The sequence below is a fragment of the Neolewinella agarilytica genome, assembly GCF_900110645.1.
Classification (GTDB): domain Bacteria; phylum Bacteroidota; class Bacteroidia; order Chitinophagales; family Saprospiraceae; genus Neolewinella; species Neolewinella agarilytica.
This window is the reverse complement of record NZ_FOFB01000005.1, coordinates 194,589-210,930: the sequence shown is the minus strand read 5'-3', so window position 1 is coordinate 210,930 and position 16,342 is coordinate 194,589. Positions and strand designations below refer to the sequence as shown.

General features: G+C 50.9%; 17 protein-coding genes. 6 read left to right on the top strand and 11 right to left on the bottom strand.

Annotation, left to right across the window (positions count from 1 at the left end):
- Nucleotides 1-33 precede the first annotated feature (33 nt).
- The gene (locus BM123_RS06515; protein WP_090166500.1) at nucleotides 34-1,371 is read left to right on the top strand and encodes a RagB/SusD family nutrient uptake outer membrane protein; all 1,338 of its coding nucleotides are present in this window, start codon (nucleotides 34-36) and stop codon (nucleotides 1,369-1,371) included.
- Nucleotides 1,372-1,741: 370 nt separating this feature from the next.
- On the opposite strand, the gene BM123_RS06510 is transcribed toward BM123_RS06515, so the two are convergent.
- From BM123_RS06510 to BM123_RS06495, 4 genes are all read right to left on the bottom strand, one after another.
- Nucleotides 1,742-2,764 (bottom strand): nucleoside hydrolase, encoded by a 1,023-nt coding sequence (locus BM123_RS06510; protein ID WP_090166498.1) that lies wholly within the window; start codon nucleotides 2,762-2,764, stop codon nucleotides 1,742-1,744.
- Nucleotides 2,765-2,848: 84 nt separating this feature from the next.
- Nucleotides 2,849-3,613 (bottom strand): hypothetical protein, encoded by a 765-nt coding sequence (locus tag BM123_RS06505; protein ID WP_090166496.1) that lies wholly within the window; start codon nucleotides 3,611-3,613, stop codon nucleotides 2,849-2,851.
- A gap of 113 nt (nucleotides 3,614-3,726) precedes the next feature.
- On the bottom strand, nucleotides 3,727-4,128 hold the full coding sequence (locus tag BM123_RS06500) for a hypothetical protein (protein WP_090166495.1): 402 nt from the start codon (nucleotides 4,126-4,128) through the stop codon (nucleotides 3,727-3,729).
- Nucleotide 4,129: 1 nt separating this feature from the next.
- Entirely contained in the window at nucleotides 4,130-4,897 is a 768-nt protein-coding gene (locus BM123_RS06495) for an SDR family NAD(P)-dependent oxidoreductase (protein WP_090166493.1), read from the bottom strand.
- A gap of 105 nt (nucleotides 4,898-5,002) precedes the next feature.
- Here BM123_RS06495 and BM123_RS06490 point away from each other — a divergent pair, with 105 nt between their 5' ends.
- Complete coding sequence (locus BM123_RS06490) at nucleotides 5,003-5,941, top strand: hypothetical protein (protein ID WP_090166491.1); 939 nt, start codon at nucleotides 5,003-5,005, stop codon at nucleotides 5,939-5,941.
- Nucleotides 5,942-6,065: 124 nt separating this feature from the next.
- Here BM123_RS06490 and BM123_RS06485 read toward each other — a convergent pair whose 3' ends face one another.
- On the bottom strand, nucleotides 6,066-6,731 hold the full coding sequence (locus tag BM123_RS06485) for a DUF2911 domain-containing protein (protein WP_090166489.1): 666 nt from the start codon (nucleotides 6,729-6,731) through the stop codon (nucleotides 6,066-6,068).
- Nucleotides 6,732-7,134: 403 nt separating this feature from the next.
- Here BM123_RS06485 and BM123_RS06480 point away from each other — a divergent pair, with 403 nt between their 5' ends.
- Nucleotides 7,135-7,566 carry a hypothetical protein gene (locus BM123_RS06480; protein ID WP_090166487.1) on the top strand — a complete coding sequence of 144 codons (432 nt, stop codon included), beginning with the start codon at nucleotides 7,135-7,137 and terminating at the stop codon, nucleotides 7,564-7,566.
- Between the two features lie 223 nt (nucleotides 7,567-7,789).
- Here BM123_RS06480 and BM123_RS06475 read toward each other — a convergent pair whose 3' ends face one another.
- Nucleotides 7,790-10,105: an ATP-dependent helicase gene (locus BM123_RS06475; RefSeq protein WP_090166485.1), complete on the bottom strand. Its 2,316-nt coding sequence runs from the start codon at nucleotides 10,103-10,105 to the stop codon at nucleotides 7,790-7,792.
- 287 nt (nucleotides 10,106-10,392) lie between these two features.
- Here BM123_RS06475 and BM123_RS06470 point away from each other — a divergent pair, with 287 nt between their 5' ends.
- Nucleotides 10,393-11,469 (top strand): SMP-30/gluconolactonase/LRE family protein, encoded by a 1,077-nt coding sequence (locus BM123_RS06470; protein WP_090166483.1) that lies wholly within the window; start codon nucleotides 10,393-10,395, stop codon nucleotides 11,467-11,469.
- A gap of 15 nt (nucleotides 11,470-11,484) precedes the next feature.
- Here BM123_RS06470 and BM123_RS06465 read toward each other — a convergent pair whose 3' ends face one another.
- Genes BM123_RS06465 through BM123_RS06455 form a run of 3 tightly spaced genes read right to left on the bottom strand, consistent with a single transcriptional unit; the run spans nucleotide 11,485 to nucleotide 13,492 of the window.
- Complete coding sequence (locus BM123_RS06465; protein ID WP_090166481.1) at nucleotides 11,485-11,868, bottom strand: diacylglycerol kinase; 384 nt, start codon at nucleotides 11,866-11,868, stop codon at nucleotides 11,485-11,487.
- Nucleotides 11,865-12,131: a hypothetical protein gene (locus tag BM123_RS06460; RefSeq protein WP_090166479.1), complete on the bottom strand. Its 267-nt coding sequence runs from the start codon at nucleotides 12,129-12,131 to the stop codon at nucleotides 11,865-11,867. Before BM123_RS06460 ends, BM123_RS06465 begins: the two co-directional genes overlap by 4 nt.
- On the bottom strand, nucleotides 12,128-13,492 hold the full coding sequence (locus tag BM123_RS06455) for a vanadium-dependent haloperoxidase (RefSeq protein ID WP_245748457.1): 1,365 nt from the start codon (nucleotides 13,490-13,492) through the stop codon (nucleotides 12,128-12,130). Before BM123_RS06455 ends, BM123_RS06460 begins: the two co-directional genes overlap by 4 nt.
- 201 nt (nucleotides 13,493-13,693) lie before the next feature.
- Here BM123_RS06455 and BM123_RS06450 point away from each other — a divergent pair, with 201 nt between their 5' ends.
- Nucleotides 13,694-14,248 (top strand): YqgE/AlgH family protein, encoded by a 555-nt coding sequence (locus tag BM123_RS06450; protein ID WP_090166475.1) that lies wholly within the window; start codon nucleotides 13,694-13,696, stop codon nucleotides 14,246-14,248.
- A gap of 25 nt (nucleotides 14,249-14,273) precedes the next feature.
- Here BM123_RS06450 and BM123_RS06445 read toward each other — a convergent pair whose 3' ends face one another.
- Complete coding sequence (locus BM123_RS06445) at nucleotides 14,274-14,726, bottom strand: hypothetical protein (RefSeq protein ID WP_090166473.1); 453 nt, start codon at nucleotides 14,724-14,726, stop codon at nucleotides 14,274-14,276.
- 45 nt (nucleotides 14,727-14,771) lie between these two features.
- On the opposite strand from BM123_RS06445, the gene BM123_RS06440 reads away from it, so the two are divergent.
- The gene (locus BM123_RS06440) at nucleotides 14,772-15,383 is read left to right on the top strand and encodes a WbqC family protein (protein WP_090166471.1); all 612 of its coding nucleotides are present in this window, start codon (nucleotides 14,772-14,774) and stop codon (nucleotides 15,381-15,383) included.
- 2 nt (nucleotides 15,384-15,385) lie between these two features.
- Here BM123_RS06440 and BM123_RS06435 read toward each other — a convergent pair whose 3' ends face one another.
- On the bottom strand, nucleotides 15,386-16,339 hold the full coding sequence (locus BM123_RS06435; protein WP_090166469.1) for an MBL fold metallo-hydrolase: 954 nt from the start codon (nucleotides 16,337-16,339) through the stop codon (nucleotides 15,386-15,388).
- Nucleotides 16,340-16,342 lie beyond the last annotated feature (3 nt).

The window sequence follows — 16,342 nt, the reverse complement described above, 5'->3', positions numbered from 1 at the left end:
TCGGATGTAACCTTAATTCTTAAATAAGAAACAATGAAATTAGTATATATATTATTGGGGTCGTTGCTGTTTATGACAGCCTGTGAAGACCTGGAGCAGTTCCCGCCAAACATCGAAAGCTCGAACTCCTTAACTGACTTTACCGGAGTACTCAACGCTGCCTATTTCTACCAGCTTGGCTCCGTTACGCCGATGGCCGTCATGGGTGATTTCAGAGCTGACAATGCCCTCATGCTCGAGCCTCCCTATACAGAATTCGATGTATTTGGCCCTAACCTGACGGCGATGGAAGACCAGTTCTTCGGTCCTTTCTACACGGCTATGTACAAGTCAATTCTTAGCGCTAACAGCGTTATTGAAAATTCTACGGATGCTTCTGACGTCGGAGAAGCCAAGTTTCTCCGGGCACTATCTTACTTCAAGTTGGTACGTGTCTTCGGCGCTGTCCCCATCAACCTGGAAGCAGCCCCAAGTACTACTGACCCCGACATTCTGGTAAGACAGCCAGCGTCTGATGTTTACAACGTCATTATTGCTGACCTGCAGGATGCCATTTCAGCTCTCGACAACTCCGGCCTCTCCAGCGGGCGTGCTTCTCAAATTGCCGCTCAGGCACTTCTTGGAAAAGTATACGTTCAGCAGGGCGACTTCAGTAGTGCCGAAGCACCTCTCGCTGCAGTAATCAACGGAGCTGCTGCTGCTGGTATCAGCCTTCAGTCAGATTATACTAACATTTTCGGTGTGGACAATGACCTGAACTCAGAAGTCATTTTCGCTACTCAGGTTTCTGGTTCTATCGTTGATGAATATGGATTCTCTGAGTTTTGGTCCTGGTATGGTGGCCTGGACACTAAATCACTTGAGCCTCTCGATCAGGATTTGGTAGCAGCTTTCGGAGGAGAGAACACCGCTGACCTGAGATTCCCTACGGTCGTGGATACTTCCTCCAGATCTTCAGCCACCGGATTGTACACCGCGTCTGCTAAATACCCACAAACGGGTGGCCCTGACCATGATTGGATCGAGCTGAGATTAGCCGATGTAATTCTGTTACGTGCTGAAGCAGCCAATGAAAACGGAACCTCTGCTGAAAGCGTACTGGATCAACTCGATGGCATCCGCAGCAGAGCCGGACTAGCACCACTGGATCACACCGTGATTAATACGCAGGACTTAGTAAGACAAGCCATTCAGGACGAAAGACGCCTTGAGCTCGCCTTTGAAGGCCAGCGCTGGTTCGACTTGGTAAGAACAGGTACGGTAAGTGCTGAAATGGGAGAAAACGTAAATTCTCAATATTACTTGTTCCCCATCCCAGTGTCAGAAGTACTGGCCAGCTTTGGTGTAATCGACCAGAATGATGGCTACTAATTGATGTGAACCTGAGTTGATAAAGAAGCTTCCCGCATTTACTACTACTACTTTTAGTGGGTTGCTTCTTTATTTATTTACTGATTGATTTCTGAACTTTCACTGCACTTGTGTTTGCCCCCCTACCTTTTTTGGGCGCAAACGCAGGTGCAGTTTTGGTTTAAGGAAGCAATATTTGAACCTTAAAACCTCAGTCATCCAGTCTGAATGAGTTTTAATAGATACCAACCATCAGCCGGATATATGTCTTTATCGAAAGTTCACCCCCTACCCTGTTTATCCTGAGTAGCTTTTCATTGCCAAATACCTGAGACGCCCCTGGCAGCTATAGCTGCCGACCATTAGTCACCTCCCTCTGAGTATCGCCTCATTACTGTATCGCCTTCGCCGTCGCCCGCAGCGAGCTGTCAACTACCATAAACCATTGCTCCAGCATTTGCCCGGAATCAATGGCAGTATAGACGTTGATGTCTCTCGGAAGGTTTTCAGCGGGAGCAGGGCGGTTTTCCAGCGTGGCAAATTGGGGATTGAACCAGGCTTCCAGCGAGGCAACATCCCACATCGTCCACTGTTTTTTGCCGGGGTCGGCCTCGGTCCACCAGCGATCATAAGTGTCCCAGCGTTTTTGCAGGTATTGGGTAACGGGGCTATCAGCCGGCAACTTATTGTCCAGTTGTTCGCGGGTCATTTGCAGGGCCTGGCTGCTGGTAGCGGTCATGACGGTAAACTCCAGGCCTTTGGTATTAAGGAGTAAGTTCAGGGCCGCAGGGTCGTTACCAGTGTTAAACTCTTTCTTGTCGTAGACGCCAGTAGCGGGGTCATACCAGAAGCCGAGGTAGCGGGCGTGGACATTGGGCACAATGCTGCTGTCGGACAGGATCGCCGAAGCCAGGTTAGTACAGGAACCGAGGATGAAGACCGTAAGTTTTTGCTCGGGGCTGGCCTTGCGCGCTTCCGCCACAATGAATTGGCTGGCGGGAGAAGGCTGCGCTTCGGTAGCGGAGCGTAAGGGTTGGTCACTGCCCGGGAAAGAAGGTACCGTGGCGTACATCAGTTTCAGCAGTTGTTCGTTGATGCGCTGGCTCTCCAGCGCTGTAGTTGATCCGGCTAAGGGAGAAGTATGGAACTGAGCGGCAGTGAGCCCCACCAATAATGGGCGATCGTAGTGATAACGGTTGTCCCGCGCCAGTGCGCCCACGATCGCAAAGAGATCGTCTACCTCGTTGGCCGTGTCAGCGTCGATGATGTAATGAGGCTGTCGGCTCCGTGCTTCTGCCGCAGCCGACAGGTCGTCAAAGCGAGCGCCGAAAACCAGGGACCACAAATAAAGGTATACCAGACAGGCTACCAGAAGGCATACCAAAATGGTGCCGAAGATTCTTAACGCTTTCATGGTTTAAAGGTAGTAATTACCCCTCTTCGCCTGCTTTTATAAAAACTTTCACTGCACCTGCGGCTGCGCCTGATTATTCTGCTCCTAGGGCCAAAACCACAACCATTGCTGCAGTCTCGAAAAGTCCGCCACGTGGAAATAAAGAAAATTGAGCAGCCCTAAAACGGCTGCGGCAAAGATCAACAGGAGGCTTGTACGTCCGATGTTTCTGGTGGTCTTCGTGTAGGCGTAATGCTTATTGCCGTCGGGGTCGCGGTGGCTGCCCAGTGCATAATACAAGAGTACTCCCAACGAAATCATATAGCCGATGAACCACAGTACCAGGCCTGAAAAAATACCCAGCAGTAAGCTCAACCCAATCGATAAGAGACTTCCTTTTTGGGGCTCAAATGCTGCCTGAATACGCTTACGAGCTTCCTGCCGGAGCTGGGTAAGGTCAATGTCTTCTCCGGATCTTAGCAGAAGCTTCCGGGCCACGGCGATAGCAAGCGAGCTCCAGCCAGTATCTTCCAGCAACACCTGCTTGAGTTCCTGCGGAGAATATTCAGAAAAAGGATGAGCATCAATATCTTCTTCCGTAAGATGAGCCTCGGCGTATTCGAGCAGCATAAAGTTCGCTTTCTCAAAATCTGCTGACGGGATTTCAATCCAGAATTCCGGCTTTAACGGCGCCCCCATGATGACGGATTCCGTCCATTCACCGGCGTCTTCGCCGGACACCCGCACGGCAATCCGGTGATCCCGCAACACGGAAATCATCTCAGTCATATCCTCACGCCGGTTGAAGTGCTGGTAGACCGCAAAGTCCTGAGGGACCGCAAAAGCGTCAATGGGAGTGTCCTTGGCCATGGTGGAAAGATACGGCTTGCTAAGGTGAGTAATTTTTCAGGAATCGTCAGCCTATGAATAAGCTATTACTCTACCCTTACTACGGTTGAAACCACAGCCTGGCATTTAAAATCCTACTTACTCAAGGAAAGCTTTTTCTCTTCAATGGCAACTTCCTCTGCAGTCTCTTCTCCTTTCTTCGGCCAGATGTGAAATCCGCCACGGCCAAACAACTCTAATGACCAGGTACCATAAATGCCGTTAGTGTCCGCTCTCCCATCATAGAAAACCGGATGGCTGGGGTACTTTTTCACCATCCGAACCACCATGGAGCTTGTGTCATACTCTCCGTTCCAACTAAAGGTGCCGACATCATCAGACCCTGATCCAGTGACTATCCCGTCGCTAAAGTTAAGCTTAAAGGCCATCGGGTGTCGCTGAGCACTTGGTCCGGCAGCATACAGGTAAAAGCCCTCCCAGTCTCCGCTGGGAAAGTTTGGATGTTGCTCGCTGAAATTATTCTTGCCGGCAGCCATTTTAATGAAGGTAAGAAGCCCCGTTGATGTCTAAAACAGAGCCTGTGGTAAATCTCGCCTCCGGGCTGGAGAGGTAAAGGATAGCACGGGCTACTTCATCTACGGTCGCTACCCGATTGAGTGGGCTCTGGGCTTTCACCGCTTCGCCGGCTTCGCCCTGCAGGTGCGGGCGGGCCATCGCCGTTTCAATAAACCCGGGAGCCACCGCATGAACGGTGATATTATCTCCCCCGACGGCCTGGGCCAATGATTGGGATAAGCTATGCAAACCCGCCTTAGCCGCTCCGTAGCCAACTTGCCCGGCTTCGCCGCGGTATGCCCCCCGGCTGCCTACATTCACGATGGCTCCCCCACCCTGCTTTCGCATGTGTTGAATGGCAGCAAAAGCTGCTGCTGCCGGACCAATGAGGTTCGTACTGATCGTTGCATGAAAGGTCTCCAGCCAGCGATCAAAGTCCATTGTGCCGTCAACGGGGTGCGGGCGGAAGATGCCCGCATTATTCACCAATACATCCAGCCGGCCAAGTTTCGTGACGGCGCTATCAACCAGCCTTCTGGCGGCGTGTGGGTCACTGATATTGGCTTGTAAAAGCGTGTGACCTGCACCTTCCAGGCTGGCTAGAACGGCTTTTCCTCCCGCCACATCGGCGTGGTAATGCACGCACACGCGAGCACCTGCTTTGGCGAAAATCCGAGCCGTGGCAGCTCCTACCCCTTTACTACTTCCGGTTACGAGTACCGTCTTATTACTGAAATCAACTGTTACCATTATGCAAATGTAATCGTCTTACGTATACTTTTTCGGGTGCTAAAACGTATAAAGTCCGGTTACCCGTCAACACCGGATTATTTTTTCCTTCTCTGAATCTTCCCCATGAACTATCGCCTTCTTTTTTTGGCCTGTTTTTTGTTTCCCTTTCTGGCTTACGCTCAGTCCGGAAAAATAAAGCCTGCAGATCTGGATACGCTGGAGGCACGTCAGGCACGCCTGCTTGAACTGTCTTACATCATGCATACGGACAGTACGGACGAGCATCGCTTCCAGGCCTGCAAGCAGCTCATCAAGGGCTTGGTAGAGGCGCTTAAGGTCCCCAATAGCTACAACTTTGACTTTTCCGGACTGGAAGGAGTTGTGGTAAAGACCTCTCCCGATAATAATTTTCGCATTTTCAGCTGGGAGCTCAACGTTACGGCTGATCAATACCGGCACTATGGCGCCATTCAGCTGAACAATAGTGAGCTGAAACTGATACCACTCCTGGACCGGGGAGATCAGTACCGCGAAAACCCGGAGAACATAATTGTGGGAGCAGATAACTGGTTAGGCTACGTTGTCTATAATCTGGTGAAAGGTGGCACTTTTGATGGTAAACCCTACTACTTCCTCTTTGGATACGACCGCTACGGCACCTGGCGTCGGCAAAAAATCATGGATGTTCTGACCTTTGATGAGCAAGGCAAAGCTCAGTTTGGTCTGCCGATATTCGTAACCTACTCCGGAGAAGGCCTGCTCCTGCAGGACCGTGCCCGGATCATTCTCAACTACGGTGCAGAAGCAAGCGTGGCGCTCCGTTATGAAGAGGCTATCGGCACCATCGTTTATGAGAACCTCATTCTGATGCCCGGCGGAAGCGGTGAAGGCCCCGTATACATGCCCGATGGTAGTTACCACGCGCTTGAACTAAGAGAAGATGGCCGGTGGCACGAGGAAGAGAAACTGTACAATCATACTTACGATGATGCTCCACGCCCTACACCTAAGCAAGCTGAAAAAGTGAACATCATCGGTAAACCCGATGGAGGAGGTTTGTAGGACTAAAAAAAAGCGACCATTGTACAGCATGTTGTACAATGGTCGCTAAAAGCCTTTTGTTGGCTTACGATATCCGCCTTCTTCTACTACAAAAAGAGGAGGGACTCGTGTTTGTGTCTGCGCCCTATTTGCTGGCAGCATCCACGGGGAAGGAGACCATCAGGTCGTCCCACATGAAGCGTATTTCATTGCCGGCAAGTACAAAGTCCATTCTTTCAGCTTTAGCGCTGGCGGCAGCAGAGGAGCCGGAAACCCGGGCTGCGTCAGAAGAATCTTCATAATCGTAAGCTCCCCACTGGTCAGCTACTTTGTTGAAGATAATCGTCCATTCCTCCTTGCTTGCCGGAAGCGTAAAGAGAGAATAGGTACCGGCTTTCAGTACTGTACCTTCAGTGCCGACCTTTACGTCCTCACCAAAAGTAATACGGGTGGCCTCATTAGCCCCTGTACGCCATACTTTTTCGTAAGGAACCAGGTCGCCGTAGATAACCCGGTCGTTGACGGCAGGACTACCGTAATTGATCGTAACGGGAACGCCGGCAATCTCTCCCGTAAGCTCCTTGCGGGGGCTCTTAATCTTATCGTCAATAACTTTGACTTCGTAGTTCTCGCCTTTCATCAGCTCGCTAGCCGCTTCAGCTGCGTCTGAAATGGCGTTCTGAGCCGTGTTTGCAGCGTCTGTAGCCGTTTCAGTCACGGCATCCGTAACGGAGTCAGCTGTGCTGCTGGTCGTTTCACAGGCAGAAAAAAGGAGTGCAAAAAGTGCGATCAGTAAGGTAAATGGTCTCATCGTTTGTTGGTTGTTTTTCGCTATAACAGTTAAAATCCAGAAAGGTCGACAGTAAAGTCACTTTTTCAGGATAAGAAGCCCATTAGAGGTGGTCTCAGGTCATTAATCACTTCGCTTGGGCTGTATTAACAATTGCAATCCAAAGGTTGAATATTCCGTTTAATCAGAATGAACCCGTTTAAACTCTTCTGAGCTGGCCGCTCCGAAGTCCTGGTTTTTCCTGGCAAGGCGCGGAAATTGGAGTATAGCCATAGCTACATGACAATTTTTGCAACGAAGCCAGGGGAAATCAGGGCTCGGATAAGGTCGCGAACGAAAAGTTTAAACGGGTTCTATAAGACCAGTAGCTGACGTCCCCCAACAGCCCTGTCTTCCTTATCTTTTGTCGAAATCATCCCTCACTATGCTGCGCCTGCTTCTGTTATTCTCCATTGGATTGTTATTTAATGCCTGTGCCACCACTCAGTTTGTTAATCTCGCCGAGAAACCTCCCAAAGAAGGGACTGCTACTATCTATGTCCTCAGGCCTACCATATTTGCTTACGCCGTTAAAGCTGGCATCTATCAAGACGACAAACCGATTGGCAAGCTCGGCCCCAGGAGCTATCTCTCCTGGGAAGTGCCAGGAACCGGAGACGCTATCGAAATCATGAGTAAAACGGAAAATCGAAAGCGGGTAACCATCACACCACTGGCGGGAGAGACTTATTACCTCGAGCAAAGTTTTGGTTTAGGCTTCGGCATTGCCCGCAGCCAGCTGACGCCCATTAATGCTACCGAAGGAGAAGAAATTTTAGCCAGGTTGAAGGAACCTAAGGTGGCGGTTGTGGAGTAAGTATTGACCTGACCATCCGAAGCCTAGTCGAAGGGCTAAACGGACCTTTTGTAAACTGAATGCTATTTAGGTCTTTGGAATAAGCAGATTCATCTCCTTCATGCATTGGATTATTCAGACCAATGATTACCTGCCACAGCCTCTCCTTCAGCGTAAACAACACTCAGAAAGCGGCAAATATTCCACCTTGCCGTGCGGTAGACTACAAGACCACCAGGCTACCCTACTCCAGCACCTGCAACTTAGCAAAGCGCAGCATGATCCGTTTATCGGGTTGCGCCAGGTCACTAAAGTGAATGGAGGCAATCCGGTTATCCGATCCGCCATCTAGCTTGGTCACCCGGCCCTCTCCGAACTTCAGATGCATAACGCGAACGCCGACCTCGATCATGTCAATGGGGCTTGGCTTAAAGGTAGACGGATCAACTTTAGGGGCGGCAAAACGAGCAGTCCCCCTGCTCCGTTGTCTCGGCGTGATGCCACTGACCTTCGCCCGCTGTCGTTCCACCCGGTCGTATTCGTGTCCGGCTGAGCGGCGGCTGTGGCTGGTGCTCTCAATGGATTCAGCGGGCACCTCCGACAGGAAGCGGCTGGGTTCATTCATCGTCATCTTACCGTAGCGGTAACGAGTATTGGCGTAGCTGAGCGTCAGGAATCGCTCCGCCCGGGTGATGGCAACGTAGAAGAGTCGACGCTCTTCGTCCATTCCTTCCATCGTATCCATACTCATCCAACTGGGGAAAAGCTTTTCTTCCAGCCCAACGACGAATACCGCCTGGAACTCAAGCCCCTTTGCGGCGTGGACGGACATAAGCGTAATCACATCCGTATCATTCTTCGCCTCGTTAGAGTCAAAGTCCGTCAGCAGCGCGATGTTTTGCAGGTAGGTGGCGAGGCTTTTGTCCGGCAGTGTTTCAGTATCGATCACCGTGTCCTCCTCTACGAATGACTTGATGCCATCCAGCAACGCCTGGAAGTTCTCCAGCCGGCCCATGCCTTCGATGGAGGTGTCCTTGCGCAGAAAGTCCAGCAGCCCGGAGCGCTTGGCAATGGTATCCGCCAACTCGTAGGCGTCAGCTTTGTCCATCTTCGCCCGGGCTTGTTCGATGATATCAATAAAGCCGTCTGCTGCGTGCCGGGTCCGATTAGGGAAAGCAACGTGTTTCAGCGCTTCGAACAAGGGTATTCCCTGTTGCCCCGCCAGGGCAATCACCTTACCTACTGAGGTGGCACCAATTCCGCGCTTTGGGTAGTTAATCACGCGGCGGAAAGCTTCTTCATCGTTCGGGTTGACCACCAGACGGAGGTAAGCAATCAAGTCTTTAACTTCCTTTCGCTGGTAAAAGCTCAGGCCTCCGTACACCCGGTAAGCCAGGTTGAACCGCCGGAGATATTCCTCGAAAATACGCGACTGCGCATTCGTCCGGTAAAGGATGGCAATGTCTTCATTCTTAAGGTGATGGCGGCTCTTGAGCTCAAGGATAGTGTCCGCCACGCGTTTCCCTTCCTGGGTATCATCCATTTCGTGAATGATGCGGATTTTTTCTCCCTCCCCTTTGTCACTCCAGATTTTTTTCTGAATCTGACGCCGGTTATGACTGATGACAGCATTAGCCGCCGCCACGATGTTCTCCGTACTACGGTAGTTTTGCTCCAGCTTAAAGGTCTGAATGCCGAAGTCGGCAAAGTCTTTCTCGTAGTCCAGGATGTTTTGAATCGTCGCCCCGCGGAAAGCGTAAATGGACTGTGCATCGTCTCCCACCACACAGATGTTACGCGGGCTGTTGGGGTACATCACCAGCTTCTTCACGATGGCATACTGCAGCGTGTTCGTATCCTGAAACTCATCCACCAGGACGTACTTGAACTTCTGTCGGTACTTCTTCACCACCTCCGGATGGTTTTGGAAAAGCTCAAAAAGCCGGAAGAGGAGGTCATCAAAGTCCATCGCTCCGGCTTTCTTGCAGCGGGAAACATATTTGGCATAGATCTTACTGACCAGGGGCATCTTGGCGCCCTTGTCTTCCGCCAGCAGACTTTCGTTGCGTTCGTATAGCTTAGGCGTGATGAGACTGGATTTAGCCGAACTAATCCGATTCTTGATGGCATTGGCCTGATACACCGTCTTGTCGAGGTTCATCTCCCGGATGATCTGTCCGATGAGGCTCTTGGTGTCGTCAGAATCGTAGATCGTGAAATTGCTCGGGTAGCCGATATGCGGCGCTTCGACGCGAAGAATACGCGCAAAGAGCGAGTGAAAGGTACCCGCCCATATGTTGCCGGCTCGTTTGCCGACTACCTTTTCGATCCGCTCCTTCATCTCCCGGGCGGCCTTGTTGGTAAAGGTCAGGGCCAGCACTTCCCAGGGAGCAGCGCCCTGCTCGATGATATGTGCAATCCGGTAAGTCAGTACTCTCGTTTTGCCCGACCCCGGCCCGGCCACCACAAGCACGGGTCCTTTGATGGCCATCGCCGCCTGTCGCTGAATCTCGTTCAGTTCATCAAGATAATGGGGGGGCTTTACGGCTGTGTCGGACATGGGGCTGTTTTCTCGGGGCGAATATACGGAGTGCAGAAAGGGGCTACCAAGTATTTTAGCTGCAATTTGTTTAATGATCGTAAATTATTAAACTTTTGCTGATAACGACTTTTCGGGGCGCGGCGCGCAGGTGCAAGGAGAGGCTCAAAACAGCATGGCTCTCCCAGGCTCCCCTTTGCACCTGCGGCCGCGCCTCAATGTTTAAATGTTTCTGTTCCTACCACAAAGCGGTAAGCTGCCCTACAGGACCTGAAGAGATCGTATACTTGTCTATACTTACATAAGACATGACCACTCCATTGCGCTTCTCTCTGCTTCGCTCTTGCTTTGCCCTCTTGCTCACCCTGGCTTTCCTTCATTGTGGTAATACATCGCCAGAGAAAGAAAGCGACACCCCTGCAGAAACCTTAAATAGTTCACCATCCTACCCTACTCTGGGTTATTTAGTCGCTCTTGATCCATTGTTCAATGAAATCGTTTCACCCGAGACAAAGATCGAAGTCATTGCCAGCGGCCATACGTGGACGGAAGGCCCCGTCTGGATTTCTTACGAGAAATGCCTGGTATTTTCCGATGTACCCAGGAACATTGCCTACAAGTGGACGGAGGCCAAAGGAGAGGAAGAATACCTCAATCCCAGTGGCTATACCGGCGAAAAACCGCGTGGAGGGGGCAAGGGCTCAAATGGGCTTGCTATGGATAATGAAGGCAACCTGATTCTTTGTCAAAGTGGCGACCGGGTGATCTCCCGGCTCGCCACAAGCGCTGACCTTCCTGCGCCGTTTTTTGAAACGATCGCTGACCAGTATGAAGGGGAAAAATTTAATAGTCCCAATGATGTGGTCGTCGACAAAAAAGGAAACATTTACTTCACGGACCCGAATTATGGTCTTGACAAAGACGATCCTGACGCCAAAGAGATGGATTATGAAGGCGTGTTCAGGGTTAATCCAAAAGGGGAAGTAACCCTGATCACGAAATCATGGCCAACGCCTAACGGAATTGGTATTTCACCGGATGGAAAAACACTCTACGTCGCCAATTCCGTTCCGTCTAAACTCATCGCCCTGGATTTACAAGAAGACGGATCCGCTACAAATGAACGCGTGATCTTCGATGCTACCTCACTCTGGGAAAAAAGTATCGCAAAGCAGCGTCCCGACGGGATGGCCATTAATCAGGATGGCATCATCTTTATGACCGGCCCTGATGGCGTTCTGGTCTTTTCACCAGAGGGGAAACACCTGGGCTCGATTAAGACCGACAAGAAAACCTCTAATTGTACCTTTAATGAAGACGAATCCGTTTTGTACGTCACTTGTGACGACCTGGTATTGCGGGTTAAACTACAGATTCAGTTATAACTGTTAATCTTCCAATCAGGGTACGTTGACTCCGAATAAGGCGTCCCAAATCAGCATCACTGCAATGATGGCTGAAGACAATGCTGTAAACAAGACAGCTGCCGCAGCGACGTCCTTAGCTTTACCGGCTAACTCATTGTACTCCGGGGAAACCAGGTCCACGACGTACTCAATGGCAGTATTCAGTGCCTCTGCGGCCAAAACCATTCCCGAGCAGATAACGACGAGAATCCATTTCCACATGGGAAACTCCAGCCACCAGCTGATCGCTACCATCCCCAGGAGGGCGAGCATATGGACCCTGGACGGAGCATGATTGCGAAGCAAATCCCAGGCACCTTTGAAGGCATAGCCAAAGGCGTAGTAACGTTTCCGGCAGAATTCGGTAAACTCGTTCATGTTAGCCAACTTATTTCACCCCGCAGCAAGATGAAGCCCAGTACTGCGATCGCAGGCCCGACCCACCCGGCCAGCATGTATCGGTAATAATTCTTGTTCACGCGACTGGGTTCGATCCACTCCACAATATGACTGATGGCCCAGATGCCAAAACAGATAGCTCCGATGATGACGGCAAGCAAAAAACCAGCGTATTCGTCTCCCAGCATGATCAGCATATACACGATGATCTGCCCCAGCAGCATGAGTAAGAAGTTGATCATTTCTTTTTGCTGATGGCTCCACCAGGGTGAAGCTTGGAAAGAAGATGCCGCCCAACGGCTTCCCCCTGAGTTACGCCGTAGTCAATGGCCGGACGATAGTGAATGCCGCCGTATAAACGGCTGACGGCCGCCTCTTCGCTAGCGGCAAGGAAGCTTGTGTAGCTCCGCTCCGGAAGATCATATTCGACTTCAGAGTCATCTACGAAAGCAAAGTTGTCTCCGTAGAGATCCGTTAGCACGATCGCGCAGGCCCGGCTTACAACGGAGTGGCCGGAAGTGTGCTCAGGGAAGGGAGGCGTTTGCAGCAGCGGTAACCACTCTTCGTCCAGGTGCCGGTTAATGAAGGTCTCCGGACGAACGAGGCTGGAGCGGTACTTTTCGTCCCAACAACTGATGAAGGCGTCGTGCATGGCCATACTCACCAAGGCGTAAGCTTCTGCCGTTTGTGTAAAGTCGGCTTTGGCCTTCCGGGATGCGATAGCAGTAATGTTTACCCAGTGACCTCCGGGAGAAATTTTCTTGGTGGCAAACATCATATGCCCCTTGTGGGTGCTTACGTAAGGGTTGCAGTCCCAGAATTGGGCAATTGCAATACGCTCAGCCAACTCTGCCTCATCTTCCACCTTCAACGCGCCATAGACTTCTTCTACGCCTTTCCACCACTCACTACCTTTTTCTTCGCTGTATTCCGTTGGGGGGAGCGGCTTGAACTGGTCCGCACGGTCCAGAGCAAAGGGCCGGATTTTAGACCAACTGGGCTCAATACCATCCATATAATCCGGAGGTGTGGGCTGCCACTTGCTGGGGTCATCGGTGATGGAGTATTTAGGGAAAGTGCGGGTCTGCTTATACATGTCTCCATCATACCAGGCAATCACATGGTCTGCCACCTGACGACCGTAGGCGATGGATGCGGTGAGCACGTCCTCCGGCACGCCAATTTCCCCGATTTCTCTGAAGATTTCCTCTTCAAAGGCCTCAATTTTTTCTTCACTAAAGATCAGGCTTTTCCCGGTTTTGAGCTGGGCGGCAACGGCGGCAATGTGGTGAGAGATCTCTCGCCCCTGCGGCGGAGCAGGAACCTCTTTCATGTGATCAATTCCACCGGCAAAGGACGGAAGGTCTGCATTGCCTGCAGCCAGCGCCTCGTATCCCGCGATGCTGGAATAAGCGTAAATACGGCCGGCTTGTGGTGGGCTGAAGATGTCGTGTACGATTACGTCCGTCAGCTTCTTTACCGACCGGTGATAGAACTCAGGTTGTGCAACCTCTTCCGGATAGTTGGGGTTAATGTCCTCTCCACATCCTGCAATCAGGAGTAAAACGGGCAATAACATTAGCCATCGACTTAGATTTTTCATGCGGGAACAGTTTAAGTATGGTGGGGTATCACTCTTTAATAACGCCGCAAAGATACTATAACTCTTTTCGCAGCTGGAATTGGACGCAGCTGCGATCAGGAGCTATATCATTCGGCCGACATGCGGTGTTAAGGTCTTCCAAAAAGAAGTAACTTTCCGGCCGTACAGAACGTTAGGCCAGTAATCAAAGTCATTACTCCCATGAAACAATCAATCAAAGGTGGTACCATTCTGCTGGCGGAGCCCTTCATGATGGACCCCAACTTCAAGAGAGCTGCCGTGTTGCTCGTTGACCACGGCGAGGAAGGAGGCATTGGCTTTATCCTCAACCGCAAAACCGAGACCCGAATCGATGAATTGATCGACGACTTCCCGGAGTTCGATGCGCCCGTCTACTTCGGCGGACCGGTTGGCAGAGATACTATTCACTTTTTGCACTGCAAGGGAGACATCCTGGAGGGAAGCGACGAAGTGTCTCACAGCGTTTTCTGGGGAGGTGATTTCGAGAAGCTTAAATTTCTCATCCGGCAAGACTTAATCAAGCCCAATGATATCCGCTTTTTCGTGGGTTACAGCGGCTGGAGCCAGAACCAGCTGGACGAAGAAATAGAGCATGGCAGCTGGGTCACTGCTCCCATGTTCGCCAACTATCTCTTTAAAAGTGAGCCCGCTCAACTCTGGAGCCAGGTCATGAACAATAAGGGCAATGCCTTTTCGGTGATTGCGGATATGGCGGAAGAGGCGAGTTATAATTAGTATTTTGGTTCGTTGAGCTACCAGACTACTTCCTGTTTTTCAACCGCGGCTTAGTCCACTCCTCTTTCTGCGCGAACTCCACGATCTTCTTCATAAAGGCAATCATGGACAAGAAAACAAGGTAGCCGAAGGTGATGACAAAGAAAATCCATTTGTAGGATCCCGCATCACCAATGGGAACTCCACTGAAGGCCCAGGCTAAGAGGCCAGAGCCAGCTGCCAGGCCCATGAAGGAATAGATGCTTCTCCCCCAGTACTTCATCAGGTTTTGGGAGGTGGCACTCATGATGGCATTGAAGAGGGCGAAGAAGAGTAAGAAACTGGCCGCAGTCAGCCATGGCCAGCGATTGGAAACCAGATCATCGGCCCCGGCGGAGACTGCTGAGCCGACAATATCGAATAGCAGGACAGCTACAAGTGCACCACCTGCCTGATAGAGTGGATCTATTTTTTTTTCAAAGATGGAGGTGTCGTCCATAGCGAGCTACTTTTGCACACCTAACGCGGTCAGCCGCTTATTGTTATGAAAAAAGTTTTACCTCTGCTCACTTCTACGGCTTATTTCCCGCCCGCACACTGGTTTGCAGCGGCCCATCAACTGGGCGACTGGCGTATAGAAGCTCACGAAAATTATCAAAAGGGAGGTTGGAGAAACCGCTGCCGGATCATCGGGCCAAACGGAATACTGGACCTGAGTGTACCGCTTGAAAAAGGCAAACACCAGAAAAAGCCCGTTCAGGAAGTCACCATCAGTTATCGGAATGACTGGTGGCGGGAGCATGAACAATCTATCCGGACGGCCTACGGCCGTTCCCCCTATTATGAGTTTTACGCGGAAGAACTGTTTTCCATCGCTCGTCAGCGTCCCGCCACGATCTGGGAATTAAACGAGGCATTGATCAACAAGCTTAGTCAGCTACTTCAACTCAGGGTGCCGCCAGTTTCGACCGGCGACTTTGTGTTTCCCGATGACGAAGGCTACCATCGCCCGAAAAACTTACCCACCAGCCTGCTCCCCTACCCTCAGGTGTTTTCGGATCGTTTTGGCTTCACGCCAGGCCTGTCGGTTTTGGACAGCTTGTTTTGCTTGGGTCCACAGGCCAAAATTAATTTTGAGAACTTATTGGATGAGTAAAACTACAAATCAAATATTTCTCCAAAATCCGCAATTCCGTATCCTTCCTTTTCTACGCTTAGGTACCCGGCACTCTCCTTTTTAAGGAGTTGGTTAGTATGATTGAAATGTATAAACTGGATCTTAGCCCTTTCCTCCCCGGGCAACTTGCTGAACCGTTCCATGCTTTCACTGACGAAAGGGTGTGGAATCAGAGAAATATCCCGGGTGTTCAACTCAGCCGCATCATAAAAAGTGGCATCCAGGAAAGCGTAGTCAACTGACCGAATTTCTTCCTCAATGCTTCTGCCCCATCGTTCCCACTTATCAATGTCAGGTATAAAGAGGGCTGACTTATTGGGGCCGTCAATTCGGTAACCGACGGTCTCCGAATATTCATCCCGGTGGGGAACTCTGAATGGCGTAATCCGAATGGAAGCGGTTAACTGAAAGGTGCTATCAGCCGTAAGTGGAAGCATCTTTATGTTTTTAGTGCTCACCAGCTGGCTCCATGGGCCATTTTCAGAAAGATAATCCCGCATTCGGGGCATAGCATATACTGGCACCTGGTCAGCATTAGTAGCTTCTTTGCCCAGGTACATCAAGCCCGTGTAATGCCCGATATGCGCGTGTGTCAGGAAAATTCCGTCGGCCATTTCTTCCTCGGTTTGGGAATAGGCCTTCAGCTTTTTGAGCTGACGGGAGATATCCGGAGAAGCCTCAAATAAGAACTTCTGATTGGTAGACGCATCCACGAGTCCCAGACAAGTGACCATTCTGGTGGCATCAGGATGGTCAAACAGATCGCGACAGCAATCCTTTTTGCATCCAATGTGTGGCGAGCCTGCGTCCTGTACGTTACCGAGCACCACGATGGATACTCCTTCAGGAGCTGGTATGGCAGGAGCTACAAAAGTGTCTTTGGGGCTACAGCTAAATAGAAATATTAATAGAAATGCGGTATAACAAAATTTCATGAC